Genomic DNA, 17,845 nt, shown 5'->3' on the forward strand with positions numbered 1-17,845 from the left:
CATCACCGCACGCGGTTGTATTCGTTTTGGCCGTACTGCATGCGGGTCTTGAGCTTTTGCTCCCAGCTGCCCGCATCGCCCGCCTTCCAGTCGGGAGAAGTGAAGTTGCTGCCCGTGCCCGCGTAGGGCGGTGCGTCGTACTTCACACCGCCGCCGGTCTGCGGTTTTTCGCCGCAGGCCGTCAGGGCCACGGCTGCGCCCAGGGCGCCCAGAACATGCCATGCACGCGTCTTCATGACTTTGCTCCCGCCGGCGGCTGGCCGGCCTGCTTGGAACCATAGGCCGTGCCCCAGCCCCAGACCTCGGCGCCCTTGCCGCGCTGGACCACGCGGGTGCGGAAGATGTCGGCGACCACGTCGCCGTCACCGGCCAGCAGCGCCTTGGTGGAGCACATTTCGGCACAGGCGGGCAGCTTGCCCTCGGCCAGACGGTTGCGTCCGTACTTCTCGAACTCGGCCTGGCTGCCGTGCTCCTCGGGACCACCGGCACAGAAGGTGCACTTGTCCATCTTGCCGCGCACACCAAAAGTGCCCTGCGAGGGGAACTGCGGCGCACCGAACGGGCATGCATAGCTGCAATAGCCACAGCCGATGCAGACATCCTTATCGTGCAGCACCACACCTTCTTCGGTGCGGTAGAAGCAGTTCACGGGGCACACCGCCATGCAAGGCGCATCGCTGCAGTGCATGCAGGCGACCGAGATGGACTTTTCACCGGGCACGCCGTCATTCAGGGTCACCACGCGGCGGCGGTTCACACCCCAGGGCACCTCGTGCTCGTTCTTGCACGCCGTCACGCAGCTGTTGCACTCGATGCAACGCTCCGCGTCGCAAATGAATTTCATCCGTGCCATCGCTGCCTCCTTATGCGCGTTCCACGTTGCAGATCGTGGTCTTGGTTTCTTGCATCATGGTCACGACGTCGTAGCCATACGTTGTCGCGGTGTTCACGGCCTCGCCACGCACCAGAGGCGCTGCCCCCTTGGGGTAATACGCCAGCATGTCGGCGCCCTGCCAGCGGCCTGAGAAGCTGTATGGCATCCAGCAGGTGTCGGGCGCTACGCGCTCGGTCACCAGGGCCTGCACATTCAGGCGCGCGCCCGTGGGGGTGCTGAGCCAAACGCGCTCACCGTTGCGGATGCCACGGTCGGCAGCGGTCTTGGGGTTGATTTCCACGAACGCTTCCTGCTGCAACTCGGCCAGCCAGGGGTTGGAGCGGCTTTCCTCGCCACCACCTTCGTACTCGACCAGACGGCCGGACGAAAGGATCAGCGGATATTTCTCATACACCTTGTCGGCCACGTTCTTCTGCTGCAGGCTCTTGTAGAGCGTGGGCAGCCGCCAGAACGCGTTCTTGTCATCGTGCGTGGGGTACTTGGCCACGAGATCCGGACGCGTGCCGTAGATGGGCTCCCGGTGCTGCGGAATGGGGTCGGGGAAGTTCCAGACCACCGCGCGCGCCTTGGCGTTGCCGAACGGGTGGCAGCCGTGCACCTTCATCGCCACGCGGATGATGCCGCCCGAGGGGTCGGTCTTCCAGTTCTTGCCCTCGGCCGCCTTCTGCTCCGCCTCGGTGAGGTCGGCCCACCAGCCCAGCTTCTTGAGCAGCACATGGTCGAATTCGGGGTAGCCGGTGGTGAGATCGGCGCCCACCGAGTGCGAGCCATCTTCGGCCAGCAGGTTGACGCCGTCGCGTTCCACGCCGAAGTTGGCGCGGAAGTTGCCGCCGCCATCCATCACATGCTTGCTGGTGTCGTACAGGTTGGGCGAGCCCGGGTGCTTCATCTCGGGCGAGCCAAAACACGGCCAGGGCAGGCCAAAGTAGTCGCCCGTAAAGTCGTAGCCGGTTTCCTTGTCCTTGCCGCCCTTGGCCTTGAGCGTCTTCACGTCGAACATGTGCATGTTCTTCATGTGCGCCTTCAGGCGCTCCGGACTCTGGCCGGTGTAGCCAATGGTCCAGACACAGCGGTTGATCTCACGCAGGATGTCCTCGGGCACGGGTTCGTCCATGCCCTTGACCTTCTGCATCTGGTAGTTCTTGACCAGTTCCTTGTCGAAGCCGAGCTTCTGCGCGAACTGGTACATGATCATGTGGTCGGAGCGGCTTTCCCACAGAGGCTCGATGACCTTCTCGCGCCACTGCAGCGAGCGGTTGGATGCCGTGCACGAGCCACTGGTCTCGAACTGGGTGGCCGCGGGCAGCAGGTACACCGCGCGGTTGGGGTTCAAGTCCTCGGGCTTGCCGGGCATGGCCGCCATGGCGGCGGTGGCCGACGGATAGGGATCAACCACGACCAAGAGGTCGAGCTTGTCCATCGCACGCTTCATCTCCAGGCCGCGCGTCTGCGAGTTGGGGGCATGCCCCCAGAAGAACACGCCGCGCAGGTTGGAATCCTGGTCGATGAGCTCGTTCTTCTCCAACACGCCGTCGATCCAGCGCGAGACGGTGATGCCGTTCTTGGTCATCATCGCGGGCGTGGCGTAGCGGCCCTTGATCCACTCGAAGTCGACCCCCCAGGCGTTGGCAAAGTGCTTCCACGAGCCTTCGGCCAGGCCGTAATAGCCGGGCAGTGAATCGGGGTTGGGGCCAACGTCAGTCGCGCCTTGCACGTTGTCGTGGCCGCGGAAGATGTTGGTGCCGCCACCGCTCTTGCCCACGTTGCCCAGGGCCAGCTGCAAGATGCAGGAGGCACGCACCATAGCGTTGCCGATGGAGTGCTGCGTCTGGCCCATGCACCATACGATGGTGCCAGGGCGGCTGTCGGCCAGCATCTTGGCAACCTTGAACATCTGTTCTTCTTTGACGCCGCAGGCCTCTTCCACCTTGTCGGGTGTCCACTTGGCCATGACCTCGTCGCGCACCTTTTCCATGCCGTAGACACGGTCATGGATGTACTTCTTGTCTTCCCAGCCGTTCTTGAAGATGTGATAGACCAGGCCGAACAGGAAAGGAATGTCGGTGCCCGAGCGGATGCGCACGTACTCGTCGGCCTTGGCGGCCGTGCGGGTGAAGCGTGGGTCCACCACGATCATCTTGCAGCCGGTTTCCTTGGCATGCAGCATGTGCAACATGCTCACGGGGTGGGCTTCAGCCGCGTTGGAGCCGATGTACAGAGCGACCTTGCTGTTTTGCATGTCGTTGTACGAGTTGGTCATCGCACCGTACCCCCAGGTATTGGCCACGCCAGCCACCGTCGTCGAGTGGCAGATGCGCGCCTGGTGGTCGCAGTTGTTGCTGCCCCAGAAGCTCATCCATTTGCGCAGCAGGTAGGCCTGTTCGTTGCTGTGCTTCGACGAGCCGACGACGTACAGGCTGTCCGGGCCGCTTTGCTTGCGCAGCTCCAGCATCTTGGCGGTGATCTCATTGAGGGCTGTGTCCCAGCTGATGCGCTCGTACTTGCCGTTGACCAGCTTCATCGGGTAGCGCAGGCGGTACTCGCCGTGGCCGTGCTCGCGCACTGACGCCCCCTTGGCGCAGTGGGCGCCCAGGTTGATGGGCGAGTCAAACACCGGTTCCTGGCGCACCCAGATGCCGTTCTCGACCACGGCATCCACAGCACAGCCCACCGAGCAATGGGTGCACACGGTGCGGCGCACTTCGATCTTGCTGTCGCCCAGGCCCACCTTGGCGCCTTCAGCCGCTTGCGACTTCTTGACCAGGGTAAGTTGCGAGGCTGCAATGCCAACGCCTACCCCCAGGCCCGAGCGGCGCAGGAACGCGCGGCGGTCCATGGTGGGCAGCGCCTGCGAGAGTCCGCGCCGCAAGCTGTGCACGAAAGAGGAAGAGGCCTGTGCACCTTGCGGCGCATGGGAAGATTTTTTAGTCAGCAACATGGCGAACCCCGCTGTGCCGCATCAGATGCGGGTGGTGTTGTAGTAGTGGCGGACATGGTCCGACTCATGGTAGCCGCCGCCCCGCTCGGGGGTAGGGCGCGGGGCCTGTTCCACCACAGCCTGCGGGGTGGTCACCATGCGCGCAAGCACGGCCACGGAAGCAGCTGCGGCACCGACGGTGGCAGCACCTGCAAAGAAACGACGACGGGAAGGGGCGGGCTGGCGGTCCTGCATTTTTGTCTCCAGGAATGCTGGCAAGAAAACGGAAAAAATCGCGGCGTATGAAGCCGCATGCATACAGTCTATGACATTGGTCACAATGCGGCAACGTCACCCGAGGACCGGGCTCGCCTTTGGCGATGGGCGTGCTGCACTGTTGTACGTTCCGCGCTAGGTGCGGCGCCGCTTACTCGAGCATGTCGAAGCCCTGCGCCTCCACAGCCACGAAGGCGCGCGTAAACCGCGCCAGGACGGCGTAAAAGCGCGCCCGCGGCTGCTGCTCCAGCACATCACACAACTGCAGCACCCAAGGCTGGATATGCGCGGCAAAGAAGGTGCGCTGCGACTCCAGGTGGCACACGCCCCCATCGTCACCAGCGATCAGGTAGCGCATCACCTCGCACAGGTAGGCGATGTGGTCCTCGGTATCGGGCATGTCCTCCCGGGCGGCCAGGCCCAGCCGCTGCAGGTCGGTGCGCAGCCGCGCCAGGGGCTTCTCGTTCAAGAAGCCGCTGAGGTAGTGCGAGCCGTACAGGAATACCTCGGGCTTGCCCACGCCGCCAAAGAGCGCGTCGTACTCGTCGGCCACCGCGCCGTCCGTCAGCTCTCGTGCCACGGCCACGAGCTGCTGCCAAGGCTCCTGCAGAAAGGCGCCGCTGGCGGGCGCCTCGGTCACGGCGACGCGCAACGCATCCAGCAGGGCCGGATCGGGCGAGGCGTAGTACAGCTGGGCCAACAGGCCGTACAACTCTGCGCGCGCGGTTTCCTCATCCAGCGCGGAGGTGGTGGCCGGGGCGGTGAGGTGGGCTGTGGTGGGGCTGCTCACAGGTCGGTCACTTTCGCTTCGTTCTGGGCGGAGTACAAGTCAATCACGCGGCAGTCGCCGCACATCTTGAGGCGTTCCAGCGCCTCACCGTGGAACATCGGGTGGTCGGCCAGCCTGCCCAGCATGGCCTCGATGGCCTGCAGCGTGCCGAAAGGCTTGCCGCAGCGGATGCAGCCATAGGGCTGGGTCTCGTTCAGCACGCGCGGCTGGCCGCGCTCCGGCGTGAGCAGCATGCGCGGCTGCAGCGCGATGGCGTTCTCGGGGCAAGTGCGCTCGCACAGGCCGCATTGCACGCAATTCTGCTCAGTGAAGCGCAGCTGCGGTGCCTGCGGATTGTCCTGCAGCGCGCCGGCGGGGCAGGCGCTCACGCAGCTCAGGCACAACGTACAGCGGTCCTTGTCCACGACCACCGTACCCCACGGAGATGGCCCTTTGGGTAGCGCAATGGCCTCGGGCAACTCGCGCGCGGGGGCATTGGTCACCAGATGATCCAGCGCCAGCTCCAGCGTGGCGCGCTTGTCATTGGTCGGCGTGAAGCGGGCGGCCTGCGCCGGTACGCTGCCACACGCGCCGCCGATCGCGCGCAGCCCCGCATCCAGATCGGTCGCGGAGCGCGCATGCACGCAATGCAGATGCGTGCCCGTATAGCCCAGGCCGTGCAACAACGCCTGCGCCACCGCCATCTGGGACTGCAGGCCTTCCACGTACTGCGGTGCCTCGTCCCCCGTGAACAGCACCGCCACCTGTGTCGCCCCCTGCGCGATGGCACTGAGCCACAGATCGATACCGACACTGGCTGTATGCCACAGCGCCACGGGGATCATGTGCGCGGGCACGCCCTGGGCCACGCCCAATTGGGCCGCGCGCCCCAGTTCATGCACGAGCTGCTGCCCGCTCTCCTGGCTGTGCAGCAGCAGGCTGGGCTGGCGGCCGCCGGCCTGGGCATAAGTGGACAGCAGGGTACGGATGCGCGTGCCCATGTCCTGCGCGGACGGGTAGGCATAGCCCATGGCGCCCGTGGGGCAGACCGTGGTGCAGGCGCCGCAGCCCACGCACAGGTGTGGATTGACCACCACCTGCTGGCGCACGGGGTCGCTGCTGATGGCCTCGGCCGAGCAGATGTCCACGCAGGCATTGCAGCCCACCCCACGGTTGCGGCTGTGGGCGCAGAGCTTCTGGCGGTAGCTGAAAAACTTGGGCTTCTCGAATTCACCCACCAGGTCGCGCAGGCGCAGCAGCGCTTGCAGGTCGTGCCCGTCCCAGCGGAAGTACCCCTGCGGCAGCGCGTGCTGCAAAAAGGTGGGCCCGGCGCCGGCAGGGCGCAGGTCCAGCACCAGATCAAAGTCCTGCGACTGCACCTCGGCCTCGCGCTCGAAGCGGATGGCACCCGCCACCGCGCAGGCCTTCACGCAATCGCGGTGGCCGGTACAGGCCGTCATGTCGATCTGGTAATCGAGCCCGATGGCGTTCTCGGGGCAGGCGGTCACGCAGGCATTGCAGCGCGTGCACAGGTCCAGGTCGATGGGGTTGTCCGCCGTCCATTGCAGCGCAAATCGCCCCAGCCAACCCTTGAGTGACACAACGCGCCCGCCCAGCACGGGAAAGCGCCGCTCCTGCCGGCCACCGGCATCACCGGGGCCTTGCGCGAACAGCGTCACGTCCAGCACGTCGGCCAGCAGCGTGGCCGCACGCTCGGCGGCATCCAGCGCGCCGATGATCAGCAGACGTCCACCACTGCGAAAGCTCACGGTGGGCACAGGCTCGGGCTCTGGCAGATGGGCCGCCGCCAGCAACGCAGCGATCTTGGGGCCGGCCTGGCGCGCATCGCGGCTCCAGCCGCCGGTCTCGCGAATGTTGACGAAGCGCAGGGGCGAAGTGGCCCCTTCAGTCTGCTCGGCCAGTTCGGTGAACAAGCGTTGTTCCTGGGTGCAGGCGACAAGCACCGTCTCGCCGCTGCGCACGGCCTGCTGGAAGGCGCCGGCCTCGCGGCGGCACAGGGTGGAGTGGAGCGTCAGCTCCTCATGCAGAGCCGTTCCCAGTGCCCTGGGGTCCAGAGGCATGGTCCGGTTGCAATCGCATATCAGCGTCTTGGGCATCGGGTAGGTGGCTGGCGGGCGCGGTCTGCTGCGGTGCAGCATCCGGCGCCTGCGGGCTAGGAATGGTGTTGCATACGCCGGACTGTGCCACATCAAGGCCGCCCGCGGCCTGCGGCGCCGCGATCACCCCAGCACCCTGGCTGGCCTTTGCCGCGCTGGCGCGCTCCTGCGGCGCGTCCTCCTGCACCAGCCCCAGCACCTTGGCGCTGGCGAGCTGGCGCAGCGTGCTCAGCGGCAGCGGCGTGGGCTGGGTGTAGTCGTCGATATAGACATCCAGCCCATCCATCACATTGAAGTGCGGGTCGCTGAACAGCTTCTTCATGGCGGCGTTGCGAACCTCCGGCGCCACGCCGCGCGTCACGAAACTGGAGAAGTCGGACTCTGGCGTGAGCGCCTGCACGTCCTGCAGCGTGGGCAACGGCCGCGCTGCGGCTGCCGGTTGCGCTGCTGGCTGTGCGGCAGGCTGCTGCATAGGTGCTTCACGCTGCGGCGGCAGATCGGGCGCCGCAGCAACCTCCACCTCGGTCTGGGAAGCGGTTTCGGGGTCTCGCGCCTCCTGCTTGCGCCGCGACCAGCGGCCCAGGAAGCCCTCAGCCATGACCGCCCTCGCCTTCTGCCGGCGCACCACCGCCACCGCCGCCTCCGCGCGTCTTGCCCGTGGAGATGGAAGCGGGGTTGCCGAACCGGTCGGTCAGTGGGCGGAAGCTCTCGGGCCGGCGGCGGCGCTTGGGCTCGGGCTGGTAGTGCTCCGTCACGAAGGCCTGAAGCCATTCGCGCACCGGGCCGGGCGCGGGCACCTGGTCCACGTTTTCCTGCGCATCCAGCCATCGGCCCGCGTCGTGGTAGCTCAGGCTCACATCGACCGGGCGCGCCAGCTGGTGCCCGTCCGCGCCGGGCTCCTCGTCCATGCGCCAGTGCACGAACCAACAGGGCTCGGGCGCGCTCAGATTGAGGTGGTAGCCCTCGACATCGTCGCGGAACAGCTCCACGGCGAAGCCGGGGAACAGCCAGTGCTCCTCGGCCTCGCTCTGGCGCAACAGGCGGGGCGTGGTGCCAAACACGTCTTCATGCGGCACGACCTCGCCCAGGGACCAGCGCCAGGGCTGCCAGCGGTTGTTCAGGTGCTCGCGGCGCATGACCACAGCAACGGAGATAAAGGGGCGGGAGGACATGCGCGCCACTGTACGCCGGAGTCAGCCGCCCTGCCCCTGCGGCGGCGCAATGCCCCGCACGGCCACGGCGCAATACTTGAACTCGGGAATCTTCCCGAACGGGTCCAGCGCCGCATTGGTGAGCAGGTTGGCCGCCGCTTCCACATAGGCAAACGGCATGAACACCGCACCGCGCGGCGTGCCGTCGTCGCGGCGCACACGCACCTGCACGGCACCACGGCGCGAGCGGATCGCCGCCCAGTCGCCCGGCGCCAGCCCTAGGCGCGCCAGTTCGTCGCCGTGCAGCGAGGCCGTGGCGAGCGGCTCGATGGCGTCCAGCACGGCCGATCGCCGCGTCATGCTGCCCGTATGCCAGTGCTCCAGCTGGCGGCCCGTGATGAGCACCAGCGGGTAGTGGGCATCGGGCCGCTCGTCGGCCGGGATGATGTCGGCCGGCACCAGCGTCACACGGCCCGTGGGGGTGGGAAAGCGCTCGGTGAATACGATGGGCTGGCCCGGATCCTCGACCGAGAGGCAGGGGTAGGTCACGCTGGACTCGCGCTCCAGCCGGTCCCAACTGATACCGGCGATGGCGCCGGCCATGGCCTGGCGCATTTCCTCATAGACGGCAGCCACGCCAGCTTCTGCGCCCTCGTAGTCCCAGGCCAGGCCCATGCCCTTCGCCATCTGCTGCACGATCCACAGATCGGGCCGCGCGTCACCCGGTGGCGTGAGCGCGCGCCGGCCCAGCTGCACCATGCGGTCGGTGTTGCTCACGCTGCCGGTCTTCTCGGGCCAGGCGCTGGCGGGCAGCACCACGTCGGCCAGCCAGGCGGTTTCGGTCAGGAAGATGTCCTGCACCACGAGGTGCGACAGGCTCGCGAGCGCCTGGCGCGCATGGTTCAGGTCAGGGTCGCTCATGGCCGGGTTCTCGCCCATGATGTACATGCCGCGCACCTTGTGCGGGTCGGCCTCATCGGCCAGGGCCTTGTGCATGATCTCGACCACGGTGTAACCCGGCGCGTCGTCCAGCGGCAAGCCCCAGAACTGCTCGAACCACGCGCGCGCCTCGGCGTTCTCTACGCGCTGGTAGTTGGGGAACATCATCGGGATCAGGCCCGCGTCGCTTGCGCCCTGCACGTTGTTCTGGCCGCGCAGCGGATGCAAGCCCGTGCCGGGCCGGCCGATCTGCCCGGTGACGGTGGCGAGGGCAATCAGGCAGCGCACGTTGTCGGTGCCATGCACATGCTGGCTCACGCCCATGCCCCAGAGGACCATCGACGCCTTGGCCGTGGCGAACGCGCGCGCCACCTCGCGCAGCGTGTCCGCGGGAATGCCGCACAGCGGCGCCATGGCCTCAGGGCTGTAGGCGCGCACGTTCTCTCGCAGGGCCTCGTAGTTGAGCGCACGGTCACGGATGAAGGCCTCGTTGGCCAGGCCCTCCTCGATCACCGTGTGGATCAGCGCGTTGAGCACGGCCACATCGGTGTCGGGCCGGAACTGCAGCACGCGCCAGGCGTGGCGCCCGATGTCGGTCACGCGCGGGTCGGCCAGCACGATCTTTGCACCCCGCCGGGCGGCATTCTTCATCCATGTGGCGGCCACGGGGTGGTTGGATGTGGGGTTGGAGCCGATCACCAGAATGACCTCGGCATGCGCCACGTCGCTCACCGGGTTGCTCACCGCGCCCGAGCCCACGCCCTCCAGCAGCGCCGCCACGCTGGAGGCGTGGCACAGGCGCGTGCAATGGTCCACGTTGTTGCTGCCAAAGCCGGTGCGCACCAGCTTCTGAAACAGGTAGGCCTCTTCGTTGCTGCCCTTGGCCGAGCCAAACCCCGCCAGCGCCTTGGGGCCGTGCGCATCGCGCAGCGCACGCAGTCCGCCTGCGGCGCGCTGCAGTGCCTCGTCCCAGGTCGCCTCGCGGAAGACCTCGCGCAAGTCTTCGGGCCTCACAGCGCCCTGCCAGTCCTTGGGAACGCCAGGTTTGCGCACCAGCGGCACCGTGAGGCGCTGCGGGTGGTGCGCGTAGTCAAAGCCGAAGCGCCCCTTCACGCACAGGCGGCCCCGGTTGGCCGGGCCGTCACGGCCGTCCACGCGCACGATTTTTTCGTCCTTCACGTGGTAGGTGACGAGGCAGCCCACGCCGCAGAACGGGCAGACCGAGTCCACCGTGCGGTCCACCTTCTGCGGGCCGATGTGGGTCTTGGGACTCAGCGCGCCCGTGGGGCAGGCCTGCACGCATTCGCCGCAGGCCACACAGGTGCTGGCGCCCATGGAGTCGTCCAGGTCGAAGACGATCTTGCTGTCGGCTCCGCGCAGCGCATAGCCGATCACGTCGTTGACCTGTTCCTCGCGGCAGGCGCGCACGCAGCGGTTGCACTGGATGCACGCGTCCAGGTGCACGGCCATGGCCGGGTGGCTCAGGTCGGGCGCGGGCTGCGCGCGGCGCAGCGCGGCCAGCGCGGGACGCACGGCCACGCCCAGCGCATCGGCCCAGGCGCTCAACTCGCCATGCTGCCCCGGGGGCGTTGGTACTTGGTCAAATTGTGCTCCAGCGCTTTCCTGGCAAGCGCTACCAGCTATTGTTTTTGCAGCGTCGTTCCACTTGTGGCCGGTCTCCGGCATATCAGACAGCAGCAGCTCCAGCACCATCTGCTGGCTCTTGAGCGCGCGGGGGCTCTGGGCGTGCACGCGCATGCCAGGCGTGGGCGCGCGGCAACAGCTGGGCGCCAGCGTGCGCTCGCCTTCGATCTCCACCACGCAGGCGCGGCAGTTACCGTCGGGCCGCAGGCCATCGGTGTGGCACAGGTGGGGGATCTGCACGCCGTGGCGCCGCGCGGCCTGCCAGATGGATTCGCCGGGCTGCGCCTGCAGCGGCTGGCCGTCCAGATCGAACGGTATGGCGGCGGATTGAGGGCTCATGCCTGCACCTCGTGCGCAAAGTAGCGCTGCACGCAGCGGATCGGGTTGGGCGCCGCCTGGCCCAGGCCGCAAATCGATGCGTCCTGCATCACCTGCGCCAAATCATCCAGCGTGTCGCCGTCCCACACGGGCGCCTGCATGAGCTGCGCGGCCTTGGCCGTGCCCACGCGGCACGGCGTGCACTGGCCGCAGCTCTCGTGCGCAAAAAAACGCATCATGTTCAGTGCCGCATCGCGCGCGCGGTCGTGCTGGCTGAGCACGATCACGGCCGCCGATCCGATGAAGCAGCCGTGCGGCTGCAGCGTGTCGAAGTCCAGCGGCACATCAGACAGACGGGCCGGCAGGATGCCGCCCGACGCACCACCGGGCAGGTAGGCATACAGCACGTGCCCGTCGGCCATGCCGCCGCAGTATTCATCCACCAGTTCACGCAGCGTGATGCCCGCGGGCGCCAGCTTCACGCCGGGTTCCTTCACCCGCCCGCTCACGCTGAAGCTGCGCAGCCCCCTGCGCCCGTGGCGGCCGAAGCTGGCAAACCACTGGGGGCCCTTTTCCACGATGTCGCGCACCCAGTACAGCGTCTCGAAGTTGTGCTCCAGCGTGGGCCGGCCGAACAACCCCACCTGGGCGATATAGGGCGGGCGCATACGCGGCTCGCCGCGCTTGCCTTCGATGCTCTCGATCATCGCGGACTCCTCGCCGCAGATGTAGGCGCCTGCCCCGCGGCGCAGCTCGATGCGCGGCAAGGCGCACGGCGGGTCGGCCTGCAGTTCGGCAATCGCTGTCTGCAGGAGGGCGCGGCAGCCGTGGTATTCGTCGCGCAGGTAGATGTACACCTCTGCGGTGCCCACCACCTGTGCAGCCACCAGCACACCCTCCAGGAAGCGGTGCGGGTCGCGCTCCAGGTAAGTGCGGTCCTTGAACGTGCCGGGCTCACCCTCGTCGATGTTCACCGCCATGAGGGCCACGCCCCCACGCTCCCCCGCTTCGCGTGGTCCGCTGCCCGCCGAGGGGGCCGATGCCTCGCTTGGGGCGGCCTGGCGCCCGGCAAGGGCCGCCTGCTCGCGCACGATGCGCCACTTGCGCCCCGCCGGAAAACCCGCACCGCCCAGGCCGCGCAGGCCCGAGTCCTCCATGGCCGCAAGCACGCCGTCGGCCGGCACGCGCCCCTGCGCCAGGCCGGCGGCCAACGCATAGCCGCCGCGCGCCCGATAGGCGGCCAACCCCACCCACGGCGGCGCGACCGCCTCCGGCCCGCGCGTGATCGCCGTTTGCGGCAGCGCTTCAAAAACAGGAGCTGTCGGCGCTTGAGGGTGCTGGGCCTGAGCCCGATCCGGCATCAAATCGACCCGCTCCAGCACCGCGCCCAGCGTGGCACGCGGCACCGGGCACTGGTGCACCACGGCCACAGGCGCCTGCTCACAGCGGCCCACGCACGGCGCGGCCTGCACACGCACGTCGCCATGGCCCGCGGCACTCAGCCGCCCGGGCAGTTCGGCCAGCAACGCGTCGGCCCCGGCCATGCAGCAGGACAGCCCGTTGCACACGCGCAGCACCAGGCGCGGCGGCCCGTCGGCGTCGCGCAGCACCTCGAAGTGGTGGTAGAAGCTTGCCACCTCGTACACCTCGGCCATGGGCAGGTTCATCAGGCGCGCCAGCGCCACCAGGTGCCGCTCGTACAGCGCGCCGTGGCGATCATTGATCAGGTGCAGGTACTCGATAAGCCGGTCGCGCGCATAGCCCTCGGGCGGGCGCGCGCCGATCAGCGTCTGCACCTCGGTCAAGGCAGAGGCCTCGGGCTGGCGGCCCTTGAGGTGGGCCTTGCGGCGCAGGCGCTCGCGCAGATCGTCTGCCGTGGCCACGGGCACGGCGGTGAATTCGGGTCGGGAGATCATGGAATCGCGGGGAAAAGGAAGCGCAGGCAGTGTGCGCCGCGCCCCCCGCGGCGTCAATGCACGCCGTCCCACCGGGCAGGACTAAGGCCGGGCCCTGCTGTCTGGCACGCCGCCCCGCGCTTGCCTGCGCGCACTTCGCTTGCCCTCGGCACCTTGGTCCCATCCCGCTCCCGCTGGCATCTCATCCAACCGTCCCGCCTCCTTGCAAAGGCCGGTAAGATTCGCGCCCTTCAAAGCCGCGCTCCGCTCCTGGCTCCCGCCCGGCCCTGCAGGCCCCCGCCGCCGCACCCCTGGATTGCGGCGCATGCGGGCCCTGCTCTACCACTCTTTCCGACGCTTTCTCGCTATGCAAACGACTTTCCGATCGCGTATCGCGCTGATCGCCGCCCCCGCGCTGGTCAGCCTGGGCCTGGCCGCACCCGCACTGGCCCAAGACATCACCCTGCGTGGCGCGGGCGCTTCCTTTCCTGCCAAGGTGTATGCCCAGTGGGCCAGCCACTATGCGCAGGAGCGCGGCACCAAGGTCCAGTACGCAGCCGTCGGCTCTACCCAAGGCGTGCAGCAGATCAAGGCGCAGCAGGTCGACTTCGGCGCCACCGACATTCCCCTGTCGCAGCAGGAGCTGGCCCAGCATCACCTGATCCAGTTCCCCACGCTGGTGGGCGGTGTGGTGCCAGTCGTGAACCTGCCGGGCGTAGCCAGCGGGCGGCTGCGCCTGGATGCGCACGTGCTGGCCGCCATCTTCGCCGCACGCATCGACCACTGGAACGACAAGGCGATTGCCGCGCTGAACCCTGAATTGAAGCTGCCCAACCTGCCGATCACGCGCGTCGTGCGGGCCGACGGCTCGGGCACCACGCAAGTGCTGCTCGCCTACCTGCGGCTGGCCGCGGCCGCGGACGACAGCGCCATCCCCCTCAAGGACGGACGTGCGAATTGGCCCGCCGGCGGCGCGATCCAGGCCGTGGAGGGTTCCAGCAAGATGGTGGCGGCGGTGCAGGCCACCGCCGGTGCCCTGGGCTACGTCTCATCGGACTATGTGGTGGGCGACGGTCCCGCCGCCGTCGCGCTGCGTAACCGGCGCGGCGAATGGGTGACCCCTTCGGTGGCGAGTTACCGCGCCGCCGTGCGCGGCGCCAACCTGTTTCGTGACGGCCTGAACGCGCCGCCGCTGGTGGACGTGGACACCCCCATGGCCTGGCCCATCGTGTCGGCCACCTACATCGTGATCGACAGCAAGCCCGCCGCGCCCGTGCGCACGGCACGCGCGCTCAACTTCTTCTATCGCTCGTTCCTGATGGGCGACCGCGCGGTGGCCGGCACCGGGTTTGCGCCACTGCCCGCCGAGACGCAGGCCCGCGTGGTGGCGCTGCTGAGCACGGTGCGCGCACCGGACGGCAAGCCGCTGCCCGTGATGGGCGGAGCAGAGGAAGGCGCGGGCGCGCGGCTCGCGCTGCGCTGAGCCGCAACGCGCCCTGGCAGATCAAGTGTTCTTGCTGATCGAGATGGTGGGGAACTTGCTGGAGAAGTCCTTGGCCTGCTGCGCGATCTTCACGGCCACATCGCGCGCCACCTTCTTGTAGATCTGCGCGACCTCGCCGTCAGGGTCGGCCACCACGGTGGGCTTGCCGCTGTCGGCCTGCAGGCGGATGTGCATGTCCAGCGGCAGCGCGCCCAGGTAGTCCATGCCATAGTCGGCGGCCATCTTCTTGCCGCCGTCGGCGCCGAAGATGTGCTCCACATGGCCGCAGTTGCTGCACACGTGCACGGCCATGTTCTCCACGATGCCCAGGATGGGCACGCCCACCTTCTCGAACATCTTGATGCCCTTCTTGGCGTCCAGCAGCGCAATGTCCTGTGGCGTGGTGACGATCACCGCGCCGGTCATGGGTACGCGCTGGGAGAGCGTGAGCTGGATGTCGCCCGTGCCCGGCGGCATGTCGATGATGAGGTAATCCAGGTCCTTCCAGTTGGTCTGTCGCAGCAGCTGCTCCAGCGCCTGCGTGGCCATGGGGCCGCGCCAGATCATGGCCTCGTCCTGGTCCACCAGGAAGCCGATGGACATGACCTGCACGCCGTAGTTCTCGAGCGGCTCCATGGTCTTGCCGTCCTCGCTCTCCGGGCGGCGGCTGATGCCCAGCATCATGGGCTGGCTGGGGCCGTAGATGTCGGCATCCAGCACGCCCACGCGGGCGCCTTCAGCGGCCAGCGCCAGGGCCAGGTTGGCGGCCGTGGTGCTCTTGCCCACGCCGCCCTTGCCCGAGGCCACGGCGATGATGTTCTTCACCTGCGGTAGCAGCTGTACGCCCCGCTGCACCGCGTGCGCGATCACCTTGGTGTTGATGTTGACCGACACGTTCTCCACGCCCGCCACTGCCTTGGCAGCGGCGATGAACTGGCGGCGCAACTCGGGCACCAGGCTCTTGGCGGGGTAGCCCAGCTCCACGTCGAAGGCGACATCGCCGCCGTTGATCTGCACATTGCGCACCGCGCGCGTGCTCACGAAGTCCTTGCCCGTGTGCGGATCCTGGACGCCGGCGATCGCCGCCAACAATGCCTGTTCTGTGAGTGCCATGGTTGTGTGGTTTGCTGAAGAGAAAGCCGGAGTCTAGCCAAGCGGCCTTGGCACTGGCGCGCCTGTGCCTTTGTTTACCTACAGCCCACGCAGCTGGCGCGCCACGCTGCGCAGCATGCCGATGAACGCCAGCAGCCAGGCCAGCAGCGCCACGGCAAAGAACAGCCGGGGCAGCGCATCCAGAAACCCAAAGGCCATGGCCTGGTCCATCTGCCAGGTGCAGGCCGCGTACATGCCCAGCGGAAACACCGCGCCCCAGTACAGTGGGTCGTAGCGCAGCGGAAAGCGGCGCACGCCGTGGCGCCAGATGCCCAGCAGCACCAGCATGGGAATCCACCAGGTGCCCGCGGCCCAGTAGAACACCGTGAAGCCCTTGAGGAACGGCAGCAGCGACACCAGGAACGGCGCCTGTGGCGCGTTCAGGATCAGCAGCGAGCCGGCCAGCGTGGAAATGGCCATGGCCCCATGTTGATCCAGTACGGCGGCGACAAGTCGCCCGGCGAGAAGGGAAAGAACAGGTAGCGGTAGAAGATCAGCGCCATCATCCAGATGTAGAGCATGCCGCCCCACAGCCACATGGACAGCGCCAGCAGGTTGAGCTCCAGCCGCAGCGGCTGGCCGATGCGCGCGGCCAGCAGGGCGCTGGACACGGCCAGCGCCTGCGTGGACACCACGGCCAGCAGCCAGGCACCGCTGATGCCCCGGTCCAGCGGGGGCTTGTCCCGGCGGATGGTGAAGGCCGTGAAGATGGTGTAGGTCAACACCAGCCACAGCAGCGCCGCCAGCGCCCATAGCGCGAAGCCCAGCGGCACATGGCCCAGCAGCACGATGCACTGGCTGGCCAGGATGCCCGTGGCAGCCACCATGGTGAAGTAGCCGGTCCCGCGCGCGTGGTCCACCATGTCGCCAAAGAAACGCCGGGGATAGCGCCAGGCCCGCAGTACATACAAGACCCACAGCACCACGTACTGCACGGCATTCAGGGCCAGCAACGCGCGCGCTAGCAGGGGATGGCCCAGCATGTCCGCAGCCAGTGAAACGATGCCTGTGGCCATGACCAGGCCGAAGTAGGCCGGCGACAGCTCGCGCAATCCCCCCTGCCCCGCCGGAGTAGCCAGCTGCGGCGGCGACCCCGGCGGCGTGTTCAACGCAGCTCCAGCCGTGCCGGCCCCGCCTGCACGCTGCCGATCACCGCCGCCTGCGCGAAGCCCTCGCGCGCGAACACCGCGAGCACGTCCTGCACGCTGTCCGGCGCGCAGGCCACCAGCAGGCCACCCGAGGTCTGCGGGTCCGTCACCAGCGCCTGTGCGGTGGCCGGCAGGCCGGCGTCCAGCGCCACGCCCTCGCCATAGCCGGCCCAGTTGCGGCCGCTGGCACCGGTCACGAAGCCCGCCGCGGCCAGGTCCGCCACGCCGGGCAGCAGCGGCACGCGCGCCCAGTCGATCTGCACCGTGACGCCCGCGCCGCGCGCCACCTCCAGCGCATGGCCAGCCAGGCCGAAACCCGTCACGTCGGTGATGGCGTGCACGCCGGGCAGCTCGGCCAGCAGCGGGCCGGGGGTGTTCAGGCGCGTGGTGGCGGCAATCATCTCGCGGTAGTGGGCGTCGGCCAGTTGCTCCTTCTTCAGCGCGGCCGAATACACGCCCACGCCCAGCGGTTTGCCTAGCACCAGCACGTCGCCCGGCTGGGCGCCGGCGTTGCGGCGCACCCGGTCCGGGTGCACCAGGCCCATGGCCACCAGGCCGTAGATGGGCTCGACCGAGTCGATGGTGTGGCCGCCCGCGATCGGGATGCCCGCCGCGCGGCACACGTCCTGCCCGCCGCGCACGATGGCGCCGATCACGTCCAGCGGCAGCGTGTTCACCGGCATGGCCACCAGCGCCAGCGCCATGATGGGCTTGCCGCCCATGGCGTACACGTCGGACAGCGCGTTGGTGGCAGCGATGCGGCCGAACTCGTATGGGTCGTCCACGATGGGCATGAAGAAGTCCGTGGTAGCCACCAGCGCCTGGCTCTCGTTCAGTCGGTACACGGCCGCGTCGTCCGAGGTCTCGATGCCCACCATCAACTCGGGCGGCATGACGGCGCCCGCGCCGCTTTGCTGCAGGATCTGCGACAGCACGCCCGGCGCGATCTTGCAGCCGCAACCGCCGCCATGCGATAGCGAGGTCAGGCGCGGATGGGAAGGGGCGGTGGTGGGTGCTGAAGCATTCATGGCAAACAGGGAAAAAGCGCGGTGACGGACAATGGCGCCTGCCCCGACGCAAAAAAGTGTGCCGCGGGCGCGCCGCGCGCATCATCCCAGATTCGCACCTGCCCGGCTTTGTT

Annotated in this window: 13 protein-coding genes and 1 pseudogene; 1 reads left to right on the forward strand and 13 read right to left on the reverse strand. The window is 68.1% G+C overall.

Annotation, left to right across the window (positions count from 1 at the left end; genetic code table 11):
- Positions 1-2: 2 nt before the first annotated feature.
- From K2L43_RS14885 to K2L43_RS14930, 10 genes are all read right to left on the reverse strand, one after another.
- Positions 3-236, reverse strand: a complete 234-nt coding sequence (locus tag K2L43_RS14885; RefSeq protein WP_047349804.1) for a lipoprotein — start codon at positions 234-236, stop codon at positions 3-5.
- Positions 233-853, reverse strand: a complete 621-nt coding sequence (gene fdh3B / locus K2L43_RS14890; RefSeq protein WP_011806563.1) for a formate dehydrogenase FDH3 subunit beta — start codon at positions 851-853, stop codon at positions 233-235. The genes K2L43_RS14885 and fdh3B overlap by 4 nt, the downstream gene beginning before the upstream one ends.
- A 10-nt stretch (positions 854-863) precedes the next feature.
- Positions 864-3,833, reverse strand: coding sequence for a formate dehydrogenase subunit alpha (locus tag K2L43_RS14895; RefSeq protein WP_220637871.1), 2,970 nt, complete (start codon positions 3,831-3,833; stop codon positions 864-866).
- A gap of 21 nt (positions 3,834-3,854) precedes the next feature.
- The gene (locus K2L43_RS14900) at positions 3,855-4,067 is read right to left on the reverse strand and encodes a formate dehydrogenase (protein WP_220637872.1); all 213 of its coding nucleotides are present in this window, start codon (positions 4,065-4,067) and stop codon (positions 3,855-3,857) included.
- A 172-nt stretch (positions 4,068-4,239) separates the two neighbouring features.
- Entirely contained in the window at positions 4,240-4,878 is a 639-nt protein-coding gene (locus K2L43_RS14905; RefSeq protein ID WP_220637873.1) for a molecular chaperone, read from the reverse strand.
- Positions 4,875-6,938, reverse strand: coding sequence for a 4Fe-4S dicluster domain-containing protein (locus tag K2L43_RS14910; RefSeq protein ID WP_220637874.1), 2,064 nt, complete (start codon positions 6,936-6,938; stop codon positions 4,875-4,877). Before K2L43_RS14910 ends, K2L43_RS14905 begins: the two co-directional genes overlap by 4 nt.
- Entirely contained in the window at positions 6,898-7,572 is a 675-nt protein-coding gene (locus K2L43_RS14915; protein WP_220637875.1) for a DUF3306 domain-containing protein, read from the reverse strand. Before K2L43_RS14915 ends, K2L43_RS14910 begins: the two co-directional genes overlap by 41 nt.
- Positions 7,565-8,146: a DUF3305 domain-containing protein gene (locus tag K2L43_RS14920; protein WP_011806569.1), complete on the reverse strand. Its 582-nt coding sequence runs from the start codon at positions 8,144-8,146 to the stop codon at positions 7,565-7,567. Before K2L43_RS14920 ends, K2L43_RS14915 begins: the two co-directional genes overlap by 8 nt.
- Positions 8,147-8,167: 21 nt before the next feature.
- The gene (fdhF, locus tag K2L43_RS14925; protein WP_220637876.1) at positions 8,168-11,047 is read right to left on the reverse strand and encodes a formate dehydrogenase subunit alpha; all 2,880 of its coding nucleotides are present in this window, start codon (positions 11,045-11,047) and stop codon (positions 8,168-8,170) included.
- The gene (locus K2L43_RS14930) at positions 11,044-12,942 is read right to left on the reverse strand and encodes an NADH-ubiquinone oxidoreductase-F iron-sulfur binding region domain-containing protein (RefSeq protein ID WP_220637877.1); all 1,899 of its coding nucleotides are present in this window, start codon (positions 12,940-12,942) and stop codon (positions 11,044-11,046) included. The genes fdhF and K2L43_RS14930 overlap by 4 nt, the downstream gene beginning before the upstream one ends.
- Before the next feature lie 346 nt (positions 12,943-13,288).
- Here K2L43_RS14930 and pstS point away from each other — a divergent pair, with 346 nt between their 5' ends.
- A complete protein-coding gene (gene pstS / locus K2L43_RS14935; RefSeq protein WP_220637878.1) occupies positions 13,289-14,404 on the forward strand; it encodes a phosphate ABC transporter substrate-binding protein PstS in 1,116 nt (371 codons plus the stop codon).
- 21 nt (positions 14,405-14,425) lie between these two features.
- Here the strand turns inward: pstS and apbC are convergent, their stop codons facing one another.
- The 3 genes and pseudogenes from apbC to selD all read right to left on the reverse strand — a co-directional run bounded on the left by apbC (position 14,426) and on the right by selD (position 17,732).
- Positions 14,426-15,517, reverse strand: coding sequence for an iron-sulfur cluster carrier protein ApbC (apbC, locus tag K2L43_RS14940; protein ID WP_103737100.1), 1,092 nt, complete (start codon positions 15,515-15,517; stop codon positions 14,426-14,428).
- Between the two features lie 78 nt (positions 15,518-15,595).
- A pseudogene (locus K2L43_RS14945) lies at positions 15,596-16,665 on the reverse strand (tellurite resistance/C4-dicarboxylate transporter family protein).
- The gene (gene selD, locus K2L43_RS14950) at positions 16,662-17,732 is read right to left on the reverse strand and encodes a selenide, water dikinase SelD (protein WP_220637879.1); all 1,071 of its coding nucleotides are present in this window, start codon (positions 17,730-17,732) and stop codon (positions 16,662-16,664) included. Before selD ends, K2L43_RS14945 begins: the two are co-directional and overlap by 4 nt.
- Between the last annotated feature and the right edge of the window lie 113 nt (positions 17,733-17,845).

The sequence above is a fragment of the Diaphorobacter sp. MNS-0 genome, assembly GCF_019602835.1.
GTDB classification, from domain to species: Bacteria; Pseudomonadota; Gammaproteobacteria; order Burkholderiales; family Burkholderiaceae_C; genus Diaphorobacter; species Diaphorobacter nitroreducens.